Origin of the sequence: Paraburkholderia sp. BL6669N2 (assembly GCF_003387275.1) — a bacterium.
Lineage (GTDB): Bacteria > Pseudomonadota > Gammaproteobacteria > Burkholderiales > Burkholderiaceae > Paraburkholderia.
Genome location: NZ_QUNA01000001.1, coordinates 580295 through 599177, shown reverse-complemented (window position 1 = coordinate 599177; position 18883 = coordinate 580295). Strand labels below are relative to the sequence as shown.

General features: G+C 63.3%; 17 protein-coding genes and 1 tRNA gene. 10 read left to right on the top strand and 8 right to left on the bottom strand.

The window, feature by feature from the left end:
* Positions 1 to 5: 5 nt before the first annotated feature.
* Positions 6 to 710 carry an SDR family NAD(P)-dependent oxidoreductase gene (locus B0G80_RS02710; RefSeq protein WP_116116886.1) on the bottom strand — a complete coding sequence of 235 codons (705 nt, stop codon included), beginning with the start codon at positions 708 to 710 and terminating at the stop codon, positions 6 to 8.
* Positions 711 to 880: 170 nt separating this feature from the next.
* Between B0G80_RS02710 and B0G80_RS02705 the strand changes: the two genes are divergently transcribed.
* Entirely contained in the window at positions 881 to 1789 is a 909-nt protein-coding gene (locus B0G80_RS02705) for a LysR family transcriptional regulator (protein ID WP_116116885.1), read from the top strand.
* Positions 1790 to 1813: 24 nt separating this feature from the next.
* On the opposite strand, the gene B0G80_RS02700 is transcribed toward B0G80_RS02705, so the two are convergent.
* Positions 1814 to 2944, bottom strand: a complete 1131-nt coding sequence (locus tag B0G80_RS02700) for an MBL fold metallo-hydrolase (protein WP_116119483.1) — start codon at positions 2942 to 2944, stop codon at positions 1814 to 1816.
* A gap of 85 nt (positions 2945 to 3029) precedes the next feature.
* Here B0G80_RS02700 and B0G80_RS02695 point away from each other — a divergent pair, with 85 nt between their 5' ends.
* The 3 genes from B0G80_RS02695 (at position 3030) to B0G80_RS45650 (ending at position 4664) form a co-directional block, all read left to right on the top strand.
* The gene (locus tag B0G80_RS02695; protein WP_116116884.1) at positions 3030 to 3644 is read left to right on the top strand and encodes a TetR/AcrR family transcriptional regulator; all 615 of its coding nucleotides are present in this window, start codon (positions 3030 to 3032) and stop codon (positions 3642 to 3644) included.
* A 96-nt stretch (positions 3645 to 3740) separates the two neighbouring features.
* Entirely contained in the window at positions 3741 to 4424 is a 684-nt protein-coding gene (locus B0G80_RS02690; RefSeq protein ID WP_116116883.1) for an ureidoglycolate lyase, read from the top strand.
* Between the two features lie 102 nt (positions 4425 to 4526).
* On the top strand, positions 4527 to 4664 hold the full coding sequence (locus B0G80_RS45650) for a hypothetical protein (RefSeq protein ID WP_181920025.1): 138 nt from the start codon (positions 4527 to 4529) through the stop codon (positions 4662 to 4664).
* A 121-nt stretch (positions 4665 to 4785) separates the two neighbouring features.
* On the opposite strand, the gene B0G80_RS02685 is transcribed toward B0G80_RS45650, so the two are convergent.
* Positions 4786 to 4872, bottom strand: a tRNA-Leu gene (locus B0G80_RS02685).
* A 303-nt stretch (positions 4873 to 5175) separates the two neighbouring features.
* On the opposite strand from B0G80_RS02685, the gene B0G80_RS02680 reads away from it, so the two are divergent.
* On the top strand, positions 5176 to 6000 hold the full coding sequence (locus tag B0G80_RS02680; protein WP_116116882.1) for a squalene/phytoene synthase family protein: 825 nt from the start codon (positions 5176 to 5178) through the stop codon (positions 5998 to 6000).
* Between the two features lie 49 nt (positions 6001 to 6049).
* Here the strand turns inward: B0G80_RS02680 and B0G80_RS02675 are convergent, their stop codons facing one another.
* The 3 genes from B0G80_RS02675 to B0G80_RS02665 form a co-directional block, all read right to left on the bottom strand.
* Positions 6050 to 7294, bottom strand: a complete 1245-nt coding sequence (locus B0G80_RS02675; RefSeq protein ID WP_116116881.1) for a DUF1501 domain-containing protein — start codon at positions 7292 to 7294, stop codon at positions 6050 to 6052.
* A gap of 92 nt (positions 7295 to 7386) precedes the next feature.
* Positions 7387 to 9021, bottom strand: coding sequence for a DUF1800 family protein (locus B0G80_RS02670; protein WP_408967957.1), 1635 nt, complete (start codon positions 9019 to 9021; stop codon positions 7387 to 7389).
* A gap of 184 nt (positions 9022 to 9205) precedes the next feature.
* Positions 9206 to 9526 carry a hypothetical protein gene (locus B0G80_RS02665; protein WP_106283503.1) on the bottom strand — a complete coding sequence of 107 codons (321 nt, stop codon included), beginning with the start codon at positions 9524 to 9526 and terminating at the stop codon, positions 9206 to 9208.
* Positions 9527 to 9755: 229 nt separating this feature from the next.
* Between B0G80_RS02665 and ompR the strand changes: the two genes are divergently transcribed.
* The 3 genes from ompR (at position 9756) to B0G80_RS02650 (ending at position 12544) form a co-directional block, all read left to right on the top strand.
* Positions 9756 to 10490: a two-component system response regulator OmpR gene (gene ompR, locus B0G80_RS02660; RefSeq protein ID WP_006048917.1), complete on the top strand. Its 735-nt coding sequence runs from the start codon at positions 9756 to 9758 to the stop codon at positions 10488 to 10490.
* Positions 10491 to 10534: 44 nt separating this feature from the next.
* Positions 10535 to 11884, top strand: coding sequence for an ATP-binding protein (locus B0G80_RS02655; RefSeq protein WP_028196599.1), 1350 nt, complete (start codon positions 10535 to 10537; stop codon positions 11882 to 11884).
* Positions 11885 to 11995: 111 nt separating this feature from the next.
* The gene (locus B0G80_RS02650; RefSeq protein WP_116116879.1) at positions 11996 to 12544 is read left to right on the top strand and encodes a peroxiredoxin; all 549 of its coding nucleotides are present in this window, start codon (positions 11996 to 11998) and stop codon (positions 12542 to 12544) included.
* A gap of 87 nt (positions 12545 to 12631) precedes the next feature.
* Here the strand turns inward: B0G80_RS02650 and ispF are convergent, their stop codons facing one another.
* Both ispF and ispD read right to left on the bottom strand, forming a co-directional pair.
* A complete protein-coding gene (gene ispF / locus B0G80_RS02645) occupies positions 12632 to 13111 on the bottom strand; it encodes a 2-C-methyl-D-erythritol 2,4-cyclodiphosphate synthase (protein ID WP_012432887.1) in 480 nt (159 codons plus the stop codon).
* Positions 13112 to 13157: 46 nt separating this feature from the next.
* Positions 13158 to 13874, bottom strand: a complete 717-nt coding sequence (gene ispD / locus B0G80_RS02640) for a 2-C-methyl-D-erythritol 4-phosphate cytidylyltransferase (protein ID WP_116116878.1) — start codon at positions 13872 to 13874, stop codon at positions 13158 to 13160.
* A 121-nt stretch (positions 13875 to 13995) separates the two neighbouring features.
* Here ispD and mfd point away from each other — a divergent pair, with 121 nt between their 5' ends.
* A complete protein-coding gene (mfd, locus tag B0G80_RS02635) occupies positions 13996 to 17478 on the top strand; it encodes a transcription-repair coupling factor (protein ID WP_116116877.1) in 3483 nt (1160 codons plus the stop codon).
* Between the two features lie 161 nt (positions 17479 to 17639).
* On the top strand, positions 17640 to 18866 hold the full coding sequence (gene argE / locus B0G80_RS02630) for an acetylornithine deacetylase (RefSeq protein WP_116116876.1): 1227 nt from the start codon (positions 17640 to 17642) through the stop codon (positions 18864 to 18866).
* Positions 18867 to 18883: the final 17 nt, after the last annotated feature.

Genomic DNA, 18883 nt, shown 5'->3' with positions numbered 1-18883 from the left:
GTCCGTCACCACGGCACGGCGCGTCCGAGATAGTCGAGGTAATGCAGGCCGGCGCGCCCTTCATAAGCCTCGATCGTATTGACGAGGTTCGGAATGCTTTCCTCGATGGTCAAGCGCGCCGTAGGGCCACCCATATCTGTCTGCACCCATCCGGGCGCCATGAGCAGAAGGCTACGCGGATAACTCGCGCTACGCGCCGCGAAGGTACGCATGAACATATTCAGCGCGGCCTTGCTCCCTCGGTAGACTTCATAGTTCGCGTTGGTGGCATTGGTGATACTGCCCTGCCCCGACGACATGACACCGATCGTGCCAGTCGGCGGGACCAGGTCCTGAAACCCATCGATGACCCTCATCGGACTCAGTGAGTTCGTGACCATCACGCGCACAAATTCCTCGGTCGAGACGTCCGCCAGCGTTTCACGATCGTCGTTCTTCACGCCCGCGTTCACGAAAAGCACGTCGACACGCCGACCTTCAAGGCGGGCGCGCAACGCTGCGATCTGCCCGGGAATCGTGATATCCACAGTCTCCACTTCGAGCGAGCCAGCGCAGGCGTTGGCAAGATGCTGAAGCCTTTCTGTAGAGGCAGTTCGCCCGGTTGCGATGACTCGGTAGCCGCGCTTCAAAAACTCCTCGGCCATCGCCAGGCCAAGGCCGCGCGAGGCGCCGACAAGGAGAACGGTTTTCTGCGAAGGTGTGTCTTGCATTGGCATCCTCGATAAACAAAGCTGCTCTCGAACCTGAGTAACGAGAGCGATCCTTTCGGGTCATCACGCAAACCAATGTAGCGGTTCATCGGGTATGGCGGAAGCCGCACTGAATGCAACTAATATATGCATCGGACGCCCTACCTCACCTTGCTTACTACGATCAAGCGATGCCAGAACCGGACCTCAATCTACTCTTCGCGCTCGATGCGTTGCTGACCGAGAAAAACGTCACACGTGCCGCTCGATCTTTGCATCTCAGCGCGTCCGCGATGAGCCGCACGCTGACCCGCCTTCGCGCCGCGACCGGCGATCCATTGCTGGTTCGGGCGGGGCGCGATATGGTGCTGACTCCGCATGCCGAAGCGATTCGAGAACAAACACAAAACATCGTTCTCGAGGCGCGTTCGTTGCTTTGTCCGTCGTCGACGGCAGCAGATTTTTCAACGCTGCGCAGAACCCTCAGGATTCGTGCCAATGAAGCTTTCGTGGAAGCCTTCGGCGCAGCATTGATTGCTGAAGTGAGCGCGGTTGCACCGCTCGTGCGTCTGCACTTTTCCTCCAAATCGGAAAAGAGCGCGGAGTTTCTGCGAAATGGTTCGGCCGATCTCGAGATCGGCGTGCTGGAGGAGATGGGACCTGAAATACGCGTGCGGGCGCTGTTTCGAGACCGCTACGTGGGTGTGGTCAGAAAGGGGCATCCCCTTGAGTTGAAACAGGACGTGACTACCGAACAATACGCAGCATTTGGCCACGTGGTCGCGCCGCACGGTCGCCAGATAATTGATTCGCTTGACGCCGCGATTGCCTTGCTGGGATTGGAGCGAACGACTATGGCGGTCGTGCCGAGTTTTCCGGCCGCGTTGGCGGTAGCGCGAGCATCCGATCTGGTCGCGCTCCTGCCTGCATCTTTCGTGAACGCCCAGCAGAGCGAATCCATCCACTCTTTTGAGCTTCCCGTAACGACGGATCGCTTTACGATTTCCCAGATGTGGCATCCCCGTTTAGAGAATGATCCGGTTCATCGCTGGTTTCGGCAATTGGTTCTCGACGTGTGCCGTCGGCAGGTGCCGTTCTGAACGCAAGCGGAAGCTCGCAAGAGCTCACGAAGACTCCGTGTCTCCGGCATTGCGCGCGGTACACAGTCGCCACGCGGACTTCGGCGCAGCGACGGTCTCGCCGACGTGGCGCCACCAGCGTTCGCCGCGATGCGGCGCGCCCAGATCCAGCCGTTCGCCCATGCGTGGCGTCGACAAGGAGACACCGCGCGCAAGGGCCAGTGCCATCACCCTTTCGAACGGCTCCTGCCAGCGGTGCATGGCGAGGTCGAAGGTGCCGTTGTGAATCGGCACGAGCCAACGGCCGCGCAGGTCGATGTGCGTCTGCACGGTTTCTTCGGGCTGCATGTGAACATACGGCCACTGCGCATCGTAAGCGCCCGTTTCGACCAGCGTGACGTCGAACGGCCCGAGCCGCTCGCCGATCGTCCTGAAACCATCGAAGTAGCCGGTATCGCCGCTGAAGAACACGCGCAGATCATCGTCGACGATCACCCACGACGCCCACAACGTACTGTTGCCGTCGAACAGGCTGCGGCCGGAAAAGTGCTGCGCGGGCGCAGCGGTGAACTGCACACCGTCGACCTGGGTGCCCTGCCACCAATCGAACTGCCGCACCTTCGACGCGTCGATGCCCCACTCAATCAGCCGGTCGCCGACGCCGAGCGGCGTCAGAAACACGCCGGTGGTCTCCGCGAGCGCGAGCACGGTTTCGCGATCCAGGTGATCGTAGTGATCGTGCGACAGGATCACGCCGCGCAACGGCGGCAAATCGGCGAGCGCGATCGGCGGCGCATGGAAGCGCTTCGGGCCGAGATGCCGGAACGGCGAGGCACGTTCGGCGAACACCGGATCGGTCAGCCAGAACTGGCCGCGCAGCTTCAGCAGCATCGTCGAATGGCCGAGCCGGTAAAGGCTGCGGTCGGGCGCCGCATCGAGCTGCGCGCGCGTCAGCGCGTCGACGGGCAATGCCTCGGCCGGCACGGTGCCGCTCGGCTTGTTGAGCAACACGTTCCACACAATGCCGAGCGTCTTGCGCAGGCCTTCAGTGGGACGCGGCTTGACGTTGCGAAAGCGTTCGCCGTCGTGTTGCGGCGAGGTGCTGGACAACGCGCGGCCGCGACGCGCGGCGGTAAAGCCGAGCACGCGGCTCACAAGAGCGGGAAGCGACGTCATGAGGTAGGCCGTCCAAAGAAAAATGTACACTCGGCAGTGTAGTTTGTTTTCGAGAAAAGTAAACTACCCGGTGTAAAATCTCTCGATGGACCCAAGTACCACTCACCAACGCCTGACTGACCGCAAGCGTGTCGCCATCGTCGGCGCCGCGATCGAGGAATTCCTCGCGGCCGGCTACGACGCGACCAGCATGGACCGTATCGCCGCCCGCGCGAACGTCTCGAAACGTACGGTCTACAACCATTTCCCGAGTAAGGAAGCGCTTTTTGCGGCGATTCTCCATCGGCTATGGGACGCGAGCCAGAGCGGCGATGCGCCCGCCTACCGCGCCGACCAGCCGCTGCGCGCGCAGTTGCTCGATCTGTTGGGCCGCAAGCTGCGGCTGCTGACCGACGAGTCCTTCCTGTCGCTGGCACGTGTGGCGATCGCGGCCGGCATCCATTCGCCGGAACGAGCGCGAGACATGGTCGCCCGACTCGGCGAACGCGAGGAAGACCTGACCGTGTGGATCCGCGCTGCCGCCGCCGACGGCCGTCTCAAGACCGACGATCCGCTCTTCGCGGCGCTGCAGATGCAGGCGCTGGTGAAGGCGTTCGCCTTCTGGCCGCAGGTGACAATGGGCCAGGCGCCGCTCGGCGAACTGGAGCGACAGCGGGTCGCGGAATCGGCCGCTGACATGTTCCTCGCACGCTATGCATGAGCGGACAGCCAGGCCGCTTGCATGGGCATAAAGCCCGGCCAAACGCCATGTGCGAGCGTCTACAATCGAGCTTTTCGCCCCGTTCAAACTGTGCCGATGTCCCAAAAGATCGACTACCTCAACCCCGCCCTTCCGGCCGGCCTCCGGCGCGTATCGATGCCCGTGGTCGACGCCACGCCGGCAACGCTCGATGGATTTGGCCGGCTCGTAGCGGACCCGAGCGAGTGTCCAATCGAGATCGTGCAGTGGCCGTCGATGGGCTCGCGGCCTATCGACCCTGGAACCGGCGATGAGGCCGGCACCACCGAAGGCACGTTCGTGAGCGAATGGCGCGGCGACATTCTCTACGGCCGCAACGAGGCTGTGGGCGGCCACTACGTTCTTGCCTACGCAACCGAGCCTGAAGCCGCGCGCGACGACAGCGCCCATACACCGGAGCGCATGTTGCTGTGGCACGCGAACTACCATCCGGATGGCGGCCAACTGTTCTTTCCGCTGGACCATCGCCCGTTCTACGTTCCCCTGGCATTACCCGGCGACGACATCGCGCCGGAGAAATTCGTGTGCTTCCGCTTCGACGGCAAGCAAGGGCTCTACATTCATCCGAGCATCTGGCATGAAGGGGTGTTCACGCTTGAAGGGACGCAGCGGTTCTTCGATAAGCAGGGCGCGGTCCACGCACGGGTCTCTGTCGACTTTGCCCGCGAGTTCGGTTGCCTGCTCGAGGCGCCGATCGTGCGTGACGTCCCACTGTCCGGGCGAAGCGGCGACCACCTGTAGCGGTGGGAAGCAAGCCGCCGCGACGGGCAGAAAAATCGCACGATGCCGCGCGCGTCGACGTCGCCAGGACGCACGCGAGCAGCGCCCGCTGACCAGTATGCAATGACGCCGCCTGCCGCACCGAGCGGACCCGCCAACGTCAAGGTGCTCTATGTGCACGGACCGGCGGGACGCAAGGGGCGCAAGCTCGACGATGCAACGGAGAGCTTCGTCGATCGGACCCGCATGGGCGCGGGTTGACGAGTGCTGAACGGAGCGATGGCGCAGCGCTTGCGGCAAGCGGTGTTCTCGTCACGGCGCATGTGGGCGCGCCGCGGATGTAGAAAAGGCCACGTCCTTCACAGAACGTGGCCTTATTTCCTGGTGCGTGAGGCCGGACTCGAACCGGCACACCATTTCTGGCGTCAGGACCTAAACCTGGTGCGTCTACCAATTTCGCCACTCACGCGAATTTTTACTGCAGGCAGGACCACTGCGACAGCCCTTTTATTCTACGCGGGTTCCAACGACTTCAACCCCGCCACCGCCTGCGCAGACGGGCATGACACGCTGCGCCTGCCTGTTGCTCCGCGTGCTGTCAGCCGCGTCGAAAACACGCGCCCGAAAGCGTAAGCGCGAGATTCTAACCGATTGATTCGCGCTTGTCTGCATTTGCCCGGCATCTGTCCGGACGGCGCCGATGCTACAATTTTTGGCTTGATGCACGCACAGCGTGCGCCCTCTTCGCCCGCCCTTCCCCAAAACCAATCCCGTGAATTTCGACGAATATTGCCAGCAGAAAGCGGCGCCGCCCGGATCGAGTACTTACTATGCACTTCGGCAGGCGCCCGCAGCCAGCCAGCCGCTGTTGACCGCGCTGTTCGCACTGCGCCGCGAGTTCGAGGAAACGGTCAAGGAGACCAGCGATCCGGCCATCGGCCGCACGAAGCTCGCGTGGTGGCAGAACGAGCTCGCCGCGCTGGCGTCGGGCTCGCCGTCGCATCCGGTGTCCAAGGCGCTGGCCGCCTACCTGCCCGATGTGAGGGCCGACTACCCGATGCTGCAAGCCTTGCTCGCCGGCTTCGAGATGGATCTCGACCAGGCGCGCTACCTCGACTATCCGAATCTGCGGCGCTATGTGCAAGGCGTTGGCGGCACGTTCGCGTCGCTGGTCGCGCGCGCCACGGCGAAAGATGCCGCGCAGGCGTCGAGCTGGTCCGCGGCGCTCGGCGAGGCGCTGCTGCTCGCGCAGTTCGTGGTCGAAACGGGCAATGACGCGCGCCACGGCCGCATCTACATTCCGATCGACGAAATGCAGCGCTTCAATGTGACCGCCGCGGATCTGATCAATCGAAAATATAGCGACGCGTTCACCGAGTTGATGCGCTTCGAGACGAAGCGCGCTCGCGACGCGTTGCAGACCGCGCTCGGCGCCGTGCCCGCCGGCGAGCGCCGCTCGCAGCGCACGCTCGTCGCGCAGGCGGCATTGGCGTTGGCCTTGCTGGATGAAATCGAACGCGATGGCTATCACGTTCTGCATCAGCGCATCGCGTTGACGCCGATTCGCAAGCTTTGGATCGCGTGGCGCGCGAAGTGAACTCAGCTACTGGCGCGTCGGCTTTACGCGAGGCGCGTTCAGCACGTCGTCATGCGCGTAACAACGGCAGCGGTTCGAACCGCTGCTGCAGGATCGTCGACGCGTCGAGTCCCCACCAGGGCCCGAGCACGGTGGCGTAAAGCTGCCGGAAATCGACGCCGACCGGCAAGTTGCCATTGCCGTCGAGCCGCGCGAGCACCGGCGGCACGCCGTATAGGCCGCCGCGCACGCGTCCGCCCACGACGAAATGCGGCGCCACGGTGCCGTGATCGGTGCCATTGCTCTGATTCTCACGCGGACGCCGGCCGAACTCGGCATAGGTCATCACCAGCGTATCGTCCCAACGGCCAAGCTCGACAAGCGCCGACTTCATCGACATCAATCCTTCCGCGAGCTGCTTGAGCAGCGCCGCCTGTTGACCCGGCTGGTTCTGGTGCGTGTCGAAACCATTCAGCGTGAGACGGATCACCGCCACGCCTTGGCCTCGCTGCGGCGATTCCTGCTGCGCGTTGCGCGACGCAACGTCTTTTGAAACTTCGCCGGCTGCCAGCACTTGCATCGCCGTTCTGATCGAACTGCCGAACGCGCCGCCGGGAAACACGGTCTTCAACGGCGCCTGCCCTTGCGCGGGGCGCAGCCGGTCGGCGGCTTTCACGATATCGTTTTCGACGTCGAGAATATGCGCCAGTTCGGGATTGCGCTCGTGCAGCGATACGGGCGTGGCAAGCCGCGAGGCCTTCACGAATTGCGCCGGATTGACCAGCGCAATAGCGCGCGCGCCGTTCGCGAGCGGCCCCATCTCGGCGCTGCCGATCACCACGCCGTCTGCGGCAAAACCGGCGGGCACCGGCGTCTGCGCAAATGCGCGCGTCAGCCATCCCTCGCGCAGATACTGGTCGGAACGCGACGCGGTGTCCCAGATTTCGATCGAGCGGAAGTGTGACAGGTTCGGTTGCGCATAGCTCACGCCCTGCACGATCGCCAGTTGCTGGTCACGCCATAGCGGCATCAACGCTTGCAAGGACGGATGCAGCGCGGTGCGTTCGTCGAGTTGAATGACCTGTTCGCGTTTGATGCCGATGTTCTTGCGCAACTGATAATACGTGGGATCGGCAAAGGGAATCACCGTATTCAAACCGTCGTTGCCGCCCTTCAGTTCGACGAGAATCAACAGGTTGTCGTAGCCGCGTGCCGAAGACGCGCCCGGCGCCGCCATTTGCGCGCCGAATGCGCGGGGCAGCCAGAGCGTCGCGCTCGCGGCCGCGCTCATCGAGAGAAAGCTGCGTCGTTTCATCCTGCACCTCGTTCGATTGCCGCGGCGCGAGTCGTATCGCCGTCGACAGACACATTCTTTTTAGCTGCCTTGCGCGTGCTTATTTCAGCGGCTCACTTCAATTGATACGCCGGGTCCATCAGCAATGCCTCCAGATACGCACTCGCGGTCGAACCGGTTTCGATCGCATCGACCGGCGTGAGCGGCAGGACCGCATGCTGCAACTGCAACTCGGTCGACAACCCCGGCCTGGCCGTCGGCGCGGTGTTGCAGTGCGCGAGCCATGTCTCGATGTCGAAGCGTACGCCACCTTTGCCGCCTTGAGCGGCGCGCGCCATCGCGCGCTGCAGCGTGGGAGCCGGCTGCATCTCGGGTATGGTGCCGCTCGCAGCGATCCTTGTGGCCGTGGGTTTGGTCATACGCCGCGGACCGGTGGCCTCGGTCGCGCGGAACAGTTGCTCGACGAATTGCTTGCGGGCAAGCAGCGTGGAACTGTTGATCCATGTCGTGCCGCCCGGCCATCCTTTGACGTTCGGCGGATAGAACAGGTTCTCGCCGAGCGTGCGGATTTGCGAGGCGAACGGCGCCGTGTTGTCGTAGCCGATGTCGAACGCGCGCAGCGTGCCGACCACGAACTCCGCCGGCGACTTCACGAGGACACCGCGATCGCCGTCGTCCCAGAACGCCTCGCTCAGAAAGACTCCGCGCAGCGCGACCTTGATATCGTAGTGGCTCGCGCGGAACCGCGCCGCGATCGGTTCGACGCGCGACGGGTCCGGCGTGTCGGAGACAAATTCGCGCCACAGTTTGGCGGTCACGAAGGTGGCCGTTTCCGGCCGCGCGAGCAGGATATCGAGCACCTGATCGCCGTTGAATGGCCCTGTCTCGCCAAGCACGGTCTTCTCGCCGTCGTCGTGCTGGTTGGCGCGCCACACGTAGGCCTGCGTGTCCGGGTCGAGACTCCAGCCCGTATAGGCGCGCGCGGCCTCCGACACGTCACGCTGCGTGTAGTGTCCTTCGCCTAGCGTGAACAGCTCCATCACTTCACGGGCGAAATTTTCGTTGGGCTTGCCCTTGCGATTGCTTGCGCCGTCGAGGTATTGCAGCATGGCCGGATCCTTCGCGATGTCGTGCAATAGCTCGCCGAAGTTGCCGAGCGCGTCGCGCCGCAACAGCATGTTCTGCTGCGCCATCTGCTGCGGATACGGCACCTTGTCCTGACCCGAGGTGAAGTGGTTATGCCAGAACAGCGTCATGCGCTCGGTGAGCGGCGACGGCGTGGTCAACATCTCGCGCACCCACCATGAGCGTAATAATTCGTAACGCTGCGCGCGCAGTCGCTGCTCCTCGCGACGTTGATCGTCGGTCCACGCTTTCTTCGTCTCGCGAGTCGGAACCGGTTCGAGCACCCAGTCGGGTAGCGGCGTGACCGCCTCGGTCCGCACGCTCGCGAGTACTTTATCGACGGCCTGCGCTCGCGTGAGTCCAACGTATTGCGCGAGTTCGGCGCTATCCGGCGCGAAGCCGACACGCGTCAGGAAGAAGCGCGCATCGTCGGCATCGAGGATGCTTTGTTCATGCGCCGAAGTGGCCTGCTCATCGGCGTTCGGCGGAGCGTGCCTGACGTGTGGAACACGAGTCGCGCCAGGCTGCCCCGCGGCCGCCGGGCCGCTTAGTGCCATCACCGCCAAGGCAAACGCCGACGCTACAAACTTGCGGCCACAACTACCACGCGCGTGCAATATCATCATCGGTCACCGAGGTTGCCGCGACGTCACGGAGAGGCGTTGCGTGCACACTGCATGCATCGCGCACTTCGTTCTGACGACTCTTCGGCAGATTGAACGGGAAAGTTGGACGGAGAAAGTGCAACGAATTCTTTCACGCAGGGAAGAAACGTGAACCGCGTGCCGAGGGCTGGCACGATAATAGCTACCGTTTGTAGAGTTCGCGGACAGCATCTTCGATGTGCTGCCGTAACAGGCGCCGTTCGTCGGGTGTCATATGACCGTCGCGACGACGTTGATCGAGATCGGGGGGAACTGCGGTGCGCAACATGACGTCTGATGCGGGATGGTCGGTGCTCGGGTCGTGGCGGTTGGCCTTGCCCTGCCTGGGCGCGCGCTGGCTCATGGCTCTGTCGGCGGAAGGCTGGGCATGGGCGAGCGTTGGTCCTAGTGAGCCTGCCAGCGTACCGGCTACCGCCAGTGCAATCACGCTTAGGCGCACATTCGGCCAAACCCCTCCCTTCATGTTGTTCCCTTCGTGGCGCGGCAACCGGCTACCTCAAATGCGTATACAAACCCCGGTAACGAGCCGGGTGCGAGAGTTTTAGTCGTGTGAAGTATCCACCGAACAGCCGCATTCAGTAAAGGAGTCTACCTGCCCCCGCTTTACGTCGTGCCACAGTGCGGGTAAATTTTGTAACTGACTGTAACCCGTTAAATGATGCAAACGCGCACCCCTTTCTAATCGCGCTAAGATGCCGACCATGGAAACCAAAAACCCTTCGAAAATCCTCGTCGTCGACGACGATCCACGCCTGCGCGATCTGCTGCGCCGCTACCTCGGTGAACAGGGCTTCAACGTCTATGTCGCCGAGAACGCGCCGTCCATGAACAAGCTCTGGGTGCGTGAGCGCTTCGATCTGCTGGTGCTCGATCTGATGCTGCCGGGCGAAGACGGTCTGTCGATCTGCCGCCGCCTGCGCGGCAGCAACGACCGTACGCCGATCATCATGCTGACGGCCAAGGGTGAAGACGTCGACCGGATCGTCGGCCTGGAAATGGGCGCCGACGACTATCTGCCCAAGCCGTTCAACCCGCGCGAGCTGGTTGCGCGCATCCACGCGGTGCTGCGCCGCCAGTCGCCTTCGGAGTTGCCGGGCGCGCCGTCCGAAACCACCGAGGTGTTCGAGTTCGGCGAGTTCGCGCTGAATCTCGCCACCCGCACGCTCACCAAGGCCGGCCAGGAAATTCCGCTGACCACGGGCGAGTTCTCGGTGCTCAAGGTGTTCGCGCGTCATCCGCGCCAGCCGCTGTCGCGTGAAAAGCTCATGGAGCTCGCACGCGGCCGTGAGTACGAAGTGTTCGACCGCAGTCTCGACGTGCAGATCTCGCGTCTGCGCAAGCTGATCGAACCCGATCCGGGCAGCCCGCGTTTCATCCAGACCGTCTGGGGTCTGGGCTACGTGTTCATCCCCGACGGTGCAGCCTGAGTTTGTTCTCACCTCCAGTTTTTGATTTCAGATAAGAAGGGCCCATGCGGATCGACCGGCGCCTCCTGACGCTCGCGTTCGGCGGCCTTTTCTGGCGGACCTTTCTGTTGATCGCGCTGTTGATCGCAGTCAGTCTCGCCGCGTGGTTCCAGAGCTTCCGGGTGATTGAACGCGAGCCGCGCGCGCAGCGCGTGGCGCTGCAGCTCGTCGCCATCGTCAAGCTCACGCGCACCGCACTCCTCTATTCCGATCCCGACCTGCGGCGCGCCCTGCTGCAGGATCTGGAAAGCAATGAAGGGGTGCGCGTGTATCCGCGCGAAACCACCGACAAGTACAAGCTCCAGCCCGACGAGTCGCTGAACCGGCTGATCGAACACGACATTCGCGGCCGCCTCGGCGACGACACCGTGATTGCCCAGAGCGTGAACGACATCCCCGGCGTTTGGATCAGCTTCAAGATCGACGACGACGACTACTGGGTCGCGCTCGACCGCGATCAGCTCGACAACGCCACCGGTTTGCAATGGGCCGGCTGGGGTGTGTTCGCGCTGGCGCTGTCGCTGTTCGGCGCGGCCTTCATCACGAGTCTCGTGAACCGGCCGTTCGCGCGCCTCGCCATGGCCGCGCGCAAGGTCGGCTCCGGGCAGTCGCCCGAGCCGCTGCCCGAGCGCGGCATGGGCGTGGCCGCGGAAACCAATCGCAGTTTCAACCAGATGGTGCAGGACCTCGAACAGCTCGAGGCCGACCGCGCGCTGATGCTTGCCGGCATCTCGCACGACTTGCGCACTCCTCTCGCGCGTCTGCGGCTCGAAACCGAGATGAGCCCGTCGGACCAGGCCACCAAAGACGCGATGGTCGACGACATCGAGCAGATGGACATGATCATCGGCCGGTTCCTCGATTACGCGCGCCCGGTGCAGCGTGTGCCGGAGCCTGTCGACCTGTCCGTGATCGCGGGCGAGTTGGCCGCGCGCATGCAGAGCGAAGACAGCATGCGCCTGATCACGCGGCTCGCGCCGTCGGCGGTGATCGAGGCCGACGAGACCGACATGCGCCGGGTTGTCGGCAATCTGCTGGAAAACGCGCGCAAATATGGCTTGAGCGACGGCGACGGCATTCCGCACGTGATTCTGGAAACGCGGGTGTCGCACTCGCGGGTCGAACTCTCGGTGGTCGACGAAGGGCCCGGCATTCCGGAAGACCAGTTATCGCTCGTCACACGGCCGTTCTACCGTGTGAATTCGGCGCGCACCCAGGCGAACGGCACGGGCCTTGGCATGGCCATCGTTCAACGCCTCGTGGGCCGTTACCGCGGCGCGCTGCGCTTGCGCAATCGCACGCCTGGACCGGGTCTCGAAGTCACCATCGAATTTCCGCTGGCCAAGGGCGCCTAACGGAACGGGCATCGCCCGATAGCGGCCAAAGCAGATAACGTGTAACGCGTTCGTTGCGACGAGTTAGTCGCTTCAGACATGCTGTTTTCCGACGCACGAAGGAGCACTCGCATGAAAACGGTCGGCGATAAAGTTGAAGCATTCACCGTCACGGCGGCGAAGCCGGGCTTCAACCATCATGAAGAGAACGGCATTTCGGCATTCGAAGAGATCACGGAGCAGTCGTTTCCGGGCAAATGGAAGATCATCTACTTCTACCCGAAGGATTTCTCGTTTGTGTGTCCGACGGAGATCGTCGAGTTCGGCAAGCTGGTCAGGGATTTCGAGGAACGTGACGCAGTGTTGATGGGCGGCAGCGTCGACAACGAATTCGTGAAGCTGGCATGGCGCCGCGAGAACAAGGACCTGAACAGGCTAAACCACTATGCCTTCGGCGACGTGAAGGGCGAGTTGATCGATCAGCTCGGCGTGCGTGATCAGGAAGCGGGGGTCGCGCTGCGCGCCACCTTCATCATCGATCCGGACAACACGATCCAGCATGTGTCGGTGAACAATCTGAATGTGGGCCGCAATCCGGAAGAAGTGCTGCGGATTCTGGACGGCCTGCAAACGGACGAGCTGTGCGCTTGCAACCGTCCAATCGGCGGCGCCACGCTCTGAGTCGCGCCGGTCAAAAGGCCGCCGCGCTTTTGAATGCGCGCGGCGCGACTGGACTGCCGTTGCTGCGCGCGCCCTGTAAAACCAGGCTCAGTTCTTGATCAACAGAACCGCGGCCTGAGCTTCAATGCCCTCGCCTCGGCCGAGATAGCCGAGCTTTTCGTTGGTCTTGGCTTTGACGTTGACGCGCTCGACCGGCAGACCGAGATCGGCGGCGATATTGGCGCGCATGCCTTCGATATGCGGCGCCAGCTTCGGCGCCTGCGCGACCACGCTGCTATCCACGTTGGCGATGGAAAATCCCGCCGCTTTCACACGCGCAAAGCATTCACGCAGCAACACGCGGCTGTCCGCGCCGGCAAACTTCGCGTCGGTGTCGGAAAAATGCCGGCCGATATCGCCCATCGCGGCGGCGCCGAAAATGGCGTCGGTAATGGCGTGCAGCAGCACGTCGGCATCCGAATGGCCGAGCAGACCGCGCTCATAAGGAATCGTCACGCCGCCGATAATCAACGGGCGTCCCGGCACCAGCGCATGCACGTCATACCCTTGCCCAATTCTGAAATCCATATGCGTCAAGTCCTCAAGCCCGCTAGTTAAAATTGAAATCGTCCAGTCAGGACGCAGCCGCCGGCCGGCTCAGAATCGCCTCGGCCAGATCGAAGTCTTCCGGATACGTCACCTTGAAGTTGCGCAAGCTGCCCTGCACCAGCTTCGGCGCGTGGCCCAGCCATTCGATCGCGCTCGCTTCGTCGGTCAGGTCGTGACCGTCGGCCTGCGCCCGCAGGATCGCCTCGCGCAGCATGCCGATGCGGAACATCTGCGGCGTCTGCGCCTGCCACAAGCCGTCGCGCGCCTCGGTGCGGGCGATCCGGCCGTCGGACGAGTTCGCGTCGATCCGCTTCAGCGTGTCCGCCACGGGCAAGGCCATGATGCCGCCCACGGGGTCGTCCTTCAGCGCGCCGACCAACGTGCGGATCAGCGCGGGCGTGATGCCGGGGCGCGCCGCGTCGTGCACCAGCACCCAGTCGTCGTCACGCGCGCCGAACTCGACGAGCGCGTGCAGACCGTTGAGCACCGACGCCTGGCGCGAGGCCCCGCCGCTGCGGCGCACCGCGAAACGCAAGCCGCCGAAGCGGCGGCCGTCGAAATGAGCGTCGTCCGGAGCGATCACGACGAGGGTTTGCGCAAACTCGCTGCAGGCGTCGAAGGCCGCCAGCGAGTAATGCAACATGTCGCGGCCGGCAACAGTGCGATATTGTTTGGGCATCGCGGCGCCGGAACGGCTGCCGGTGCCAGCGCACGGAATCAGGGCAAATAGACGGGAAGTCACGAGTGCGGATGCCGCGAAGTCAAAGTAAAGGATGGATTTTATAATAGGTCCTTCGCATCCACGCCCCGACGCGCGTAAACTTGCCGGTCACGTGTGAGCCTGAGGCCGTTTTTTCTCTTCTATGCCAGACATCGCCGCATCATCGCAGTACTCCCCGCCCGTCGCGCTCGTCAAGGCCGGCCAGCGTTTCGCCTTCGACGGCACGCACGGCTCGTCCGACGCGCTGCTGATCGCCCGCTACCATCTCGCCTATCGCGAGAAGGTGCCGCTGCTCGCGGTGGTGTGCGAAAGCGCCGTCGATGCGCAGCGTCTTGCGCAGGAAATCGGCTTTTTCGCGCCCGAGGCGCGCGTGCGTCTGCTGCCGGACTGGGAAACGCTCCCTTACGACACCTTTTCGCCGCATCAGGATCTGGTCTCGGAGCGTCTCGCCACGCTGCACGATCTCGGCGAAGGCCGCTGCGACATCCTGCTGGTGCCCGCCACGACGGCGCTGTACCGGATGCCGCCCGCCTCGTTCCTGGCCGCCTACACGTTCTCCTTCTCGCAAGGTCAGCGGCTCGACGAAGCCAAACTCAAGGCGCAATTGACGCTGGCCGGCTACGAACACGTGAGCCAGGTGGTGCGTCCGGGCGAATACTGCGTGCGCGGCTCGCTGCTCGATCTCTATCCGATGGGCTCGCCCTTGCCCTACCGGATCGACCTGTTCGACGATCAGGTCGACTCGATCCGCGCGTTCGACCCGGACACGCAGCGCAGCCTCTACCCGGTGAAAGACGTGCGCCTGCTGCCCGGCCGCGAATTTCCGTTCGACGAAGCCGCCCGCACCGCCTTCCGCAGCCGCTGGCGCGAGACCTTCGAGGGCGACCCGAGCCGCGCGTCGATCTATAAGGACATCGGCAACGGCGTGCCGTCGGCGGGGATCGAATACTACCTGCCGCTGTTCTTCGAAGACACGGCCACGCTGTTCCATTACCTGCCCGAAGGCGCGCAACTGGCGTTCGTCGGCGATCTCGAAGCGGCGATCCGGCGCTTTACCAACGACACGAAGCAGCGCTACAACTTCCTCTCGCACGACCGCGACCGGCCAATTCTGGAGCCGCAGCGTCTGTTCCTGTCGGACGAGGATTTCTTCACGCTCGCCAAGCCGTTCGCGCGGCTCTCATTGCCTGCGAACGCCGGCGGCGGCTGGTCCACGCCATTGCCGAATCTCGCGATCGACCGTCATGCGGAAGATCCGGTTTCGGCCTTGCGCGCCTATCTCGACACCACGCCGAATCGCGTGCTGTTCGCCACCGAATCGGCGGGCCGGCGCGAAACGCTGCTGCAATTGCTCGCCGACAATCATCTGCGGCCGGTATCGAGCGACAGCTTCCAGGACTGGCTGACGAGCGACGAGCGCTTTTCATTGGGCGTTGCGCCGCTCGCCAACGGCTTTGCGGTGCCGGTCGACGGCATCGCGATCATCACCGAGACCGAGCTGTATGGTCCGCTCGCGCGTCGCGCGGGGCGCCGCCGTCAGGAACAGGCGAGCAACGTCGATTCGATGGTGCGCGATCTGTCCGAGCTCAAGGTGGGCGATCCGGTCGTGCATTCGCAGCACGGCATCGGCCGCTATATGGGACTCGTCACGATGGATCTCGGCGAGGGCGAGACCGAGTTCCTGCACCTGGAATACGCGGGCGATAGCAAGTTGTACGTTCCTGTCGCCCAGCTGCACGTGATCTCGCGCTACAGCGGTGCCGATCCGGAAAGCGCGCCGCTGCATTCGCTCGGCTCCGGCCAATGGGAAAAGGCCAAACGCAAGGCCGCGCAACAGATCCGCGATACCGCGGCCGAACTGCTGAATCTCTACGCACGCCGCGCGGCACGTGAAGGCCACGCGTTCGCGCTCGAACCGAAAGATTATGTGAAGTTCGCGGAGAGCTTCGGCTTCGAGGAAACGCCGGACCAGGCTGCGGCGATCGCTGCCGTGATCGGCGACATGACGAGCGGCAAGCCAATGGATCGCCTCGTGTGCGGCGATGTCGGCTTCGGCAAGACCGAAGTGGCATTGCGCGCGGCGTTCATCGCGGTGATGGGCGGCAAACAGGTCGCGCTGCTCTCGCCCACTACGCTGCTCGCCGAGCAGCACACGCAGACTTTCAGCGACCGCTTCTCCGACTGGCCAGTGCGGATCGCCGAACTGTCGCGCTTCAAATCGACCAAGGAAGTCAGCGCGGCAATCCAGCAGATCAACGAAGGCACGGTCGATATCGTGATCGGCACGCACAAGCTGCTCTCGTCCGACGTGCAATTCAAGCGGCTGGGACTGGTGGTCATCGACGAGGAACACCGTTTCGGCGTGCGTCAGAAAGAGGCGCTGAAGGCCTTGCGTGCCGAAGTGGACGTGCTCACGCTCACCGCCACGCCGATTCCGCGTACGCTCGGCATGGCGCTCGAAGGTCTGCGCGATTTCTCCGTGATCGCCACCGCGCCGCAGAAGCGCCTCGCGATCAAAACCTTCGTACGTCGCGAGGAAGACAGCGTGATTCGCGAAGCCATGCTGCGCGAGTTGAAGCGCGGCGGCCAGGTCTACTTCCTGCACAACGAAGTCGAGACGATCGAGAATCGCCGGCAGATGCTCGAAGCGCTGGTGCCTGAAGCGCGCATCGCGGTCGCGCACGGCCAGATGCACGAACGCGAACTCGAACGTGTGATGCGCGACTTCGTTGCGCAGCGCGCCAACGTCTTGCTGTGCACGACGATTATCGAAACCGGCATCGACGTGCCGAGCGCCAATACCATCCTGATTCATCGCGCCGACAAATTCGGTCTCGCGCAATTGCATCAGTTGCGTGGCCGGGTGGGCCGTTCGCATCACCAGGCGTATTCGTATCTGCTCGTTCACGATCCGCAAGGGCTGACCAAACAGGCGCAACGTCGGCTGGAGGCGATCCAGCAGATGGAGGAACTCGGTTCGGGCTTCTATCTGGCCATGCATGACCTCGAGATTCGCGGCACGGGTGAAGTGCTCGGCGATAAACAATCCGGCGAGATTCACGAGATCGGTTTCCAGCTCTACACCGACATGCTGAACGACGCGGTGAAGGCATTGAAGGAAGGCAAGGAGCCGGACCTCACCGCGCCGCTCGCCGCGACCACCGAGATTAACCTGCATGCGCCGGCGATTCTCCCCGCCGACTATTGCGGCGATGTGCAGGAGCGTCTGTCGCTCTACAAGCGGCTGGCTAATTGCGAGCACAACGATTCGATCGACAGCATTCAGGAAGAACTGATCGACCGCTTCGGCAAGCTGCCGCCGCAAGCGCATGCGCTGGTGGAGACGCATCGTCTGCGGCTGGCGGCCAAACCGCTCGGCATTTCGAAGATCGATGCGGGCGAAGCGGTGATCGGCTTGCAGTTCATCCCCAACCCGCCGATCGACGCGATGCGGATCATCGAGATGGTGCAGAAACACAAGCACATCAAGCTCGCGGGCCAGGACAAGCTGCGTATCGAAACGCGCAGCCCCGATCTGGCGGTGCGTGTCGCCACGGTCAAGGAAACCTTGCGCGCGCTCGGCACGCCGAGCCGCGGCACCGCGGCGAGCGCCGCCGCGCGATAGGTTCGTGCGATACGTGGCAGTGGCAGCGCTAGCGCAGCGTCGAAAACCGGGGTACGTCTAGCGTTTTTCGCATTCATGCTGCGGTGCGCAAACACGCACCGCAGCATACGGGCGTCTTTTTTTTGGGTATGATCGAAAGACTCAAATGCCGGAGTCTTGTCATGTCTCATGTCGCTGAAACAGCGCAGTCCACGCCGCAGTCCACCTCGTCTTCGCCCGTTTCGCTCCCGTGGGTCACCCGCCTCGTGTCGATGGACACGGTCAGCCGCAATCCGAATCTCGGTCTGATCGAAACGGTGCGCGACGAATTGCGTGCGGTCGGCGTCGAGGCCACGCTCACGCACGACTCAAGCGGCAAATGGGCCAACCTGTTCGCGACGATTCCCGCGCACGACGGCGAAACGAACGGCGGCGTGGTGCTGTCGGGCCATACCGACGTGGTGCCGGTTGACGGCCAGCAATGGGACAGCGATCCGTTCAAGCCGGAAATTCGCGGCGACAATCTGTACGGCCGCGGCACCTGCGACATGAAAGGCTTCATTGGCGCGGCGCTGACGCTTGTGCCGGAAATGCAGCGCACCAAACTCGCCAAGCCGATTCACCTTGCGCTCTCCTTCGACGAGGAAGTGGGCTGCGCCGGCGCGCCGCTCCTGATCGCCGACCTGATGAAGCGCGGCGTGAAGCCGGACGGCTGCATCGTCGGCGAGCCGACCAGCATGCGGCCGATCGTGGCGCACAAAGGCATCAATGCCTACCAGTGCTGCGTGCGCGGCCAGGCCGCGCATTCGTCGCTGACGCCGAAGGGTTTGAACGCGATCGAATACGCCGCGCGGCTGATCTGCTATATCCGCGACATGGCCGATCAATTCCGCGAGCAAGGCCCGTTCGACGAACTGTACGACGTGCCCTTCACCACCGCGCAAACCAGCACGATTGTCGGCGGCAATGCGATCAATACCGTGCCGGCCGAATGCAAGTTCCAGTTCGAATTCCGCAACCTGCCCACGCTCGATCCCGAACCGATCTTCGCGCGCATCGATCAATACGCACGCGAAACGCTGCTGCCGAAAATGTTGCGCGAGCATCCATCGGCAGCAATCGAGATCACGAAGATCGCCGCGGCGCCGGGGCTCGATTCGTCTGAACAAGCCGCCATCACGCAACTGGTGCGCGCGTTGACCGCCGATCAGGACAAACGCAAGGTTGCCTACGGCACGGAAGCCGGCCTGTTCTCGCTGGCGGGCATTCCGAGCATCGTCTGCGGACCCGGCAGCATCGAGCAGGCGCACAAACCCAACGAATTCGTCGCGCTGGATCAGTTGGTGGCGTGCGAGCGTTTCCTGCACAAATTCATTCACAGCATGTCGGTCGACGCGCACGCGCACTGAAACCGACGCACGTAGAA

Excerpts from the sequence above, each read along its gene's own strand:
- B0G80_RS02710 (WP_116116886.1), bottom strand. The coding sequence starts at position 710 with ATGCAAGACACACCTTCGCAGAAAACCGTTCTCCTTGTCGGCGCCTCG.
- B0G80_RS02705 (WP_116116885.1), top strand. The coding sequence starts at position 881 with ATGCCAGAACCGGACCTCAATCTACTCTTCGCGCTCGATGCGTTGCTG.
- B0G80_RS02700 (WP_116119483.1), bottom strand. The coding sequence starts at position 2,944 with ATGACGTCGCTTCCCGCTCTTGTGAGCCGCGTGCTCGGCTTTACCGCC.
- B0G80_RS02695 (WP_116116884.1), top strand. The coding sequence starts at position 3,030 with ATGGACCCAAGTACCACTCACCAACGCCTGACTGACCGCAAGCGTGTC.
- B0G80_RS02690 (WP_116116883.1), top strand. The coding sequence starts at position 3,741 with ATGTCCCAAAAGATCGACTACCTCAACCCCGCCCTTCCGGCCGGCCTC.
- B0G80_RS45650 (WP_181920025.1), top strand. The coding sequence starts at position 4,527 with ATGACGCCGCCTGCCGCACCGAGCGGACCCGCCAACGTCAAGGTGCTC.
- B0G80_RS02675 (WP_116116881.1), bottom strand. The coding sequence starts at position 7,294 with ATGAAACGACGCAGCTTTCTCTCGATGAGCGCGGCCGCGAGCGCGACG.
- B0G80_RS02670 (WP_408967957.1), bottom strand. The coding sequence starts at position 9,021 with ATGATATTGCACGCGCGTGGTAGTTGTGGCCGCAAGTTTGTAGCGTCG.
- B0G80_RS02665 (WP_106283503.1), bottom strand. The coding sequence starts at position 9,526 with ATGAAGGGAGGGGTTTGGCCGAATGTGCGCCTAAGCGTGATTGCACTG.
- ompR (WP_006048917.1), top strand. The coding sequence starts at position 9,756 with ATGCCGACCATGGAAACCAAAAACCCTTCGAAAATCCTCGTCGTCGAC.
- B0G80_RS02655 (WP_028196599.1), top strand. The coding sequence starts at position 10,535 with ATGCGGATCGACCGGCGCCTCCTGACGCTCGCGTTCGGCGGCCTTTTC.
- B0G80_RS02650 (WP_116116879.1), top strand. The coding sequence starts at position 11,996 with ATGAAAACGGTCGGCGATAAAGTTGAAGCATTCACCGTCACGGCGGCG.
- ispF (WP_012432887.1), bottom strand. The coding sequence starts at position 13,111 with ATGGATTTCAGAATTGGGCAAGGGTATGACGTGCATGCGCTGGTGCCG.
- mfd (WP_116116877.1), top strand. The coding sequence starts at position 13,996 with ATGCCAGACATCGCCGCATCATCGCAGTACTCCCCGCCCGTCGCGCTC.
- argE (WP_116116876.1), top strand. The coding sequence starts at position 17,640 with ATGTCTCATGTCGCTGAAACAGCGCAGTCCACGCCGCAGTCCACCTCG.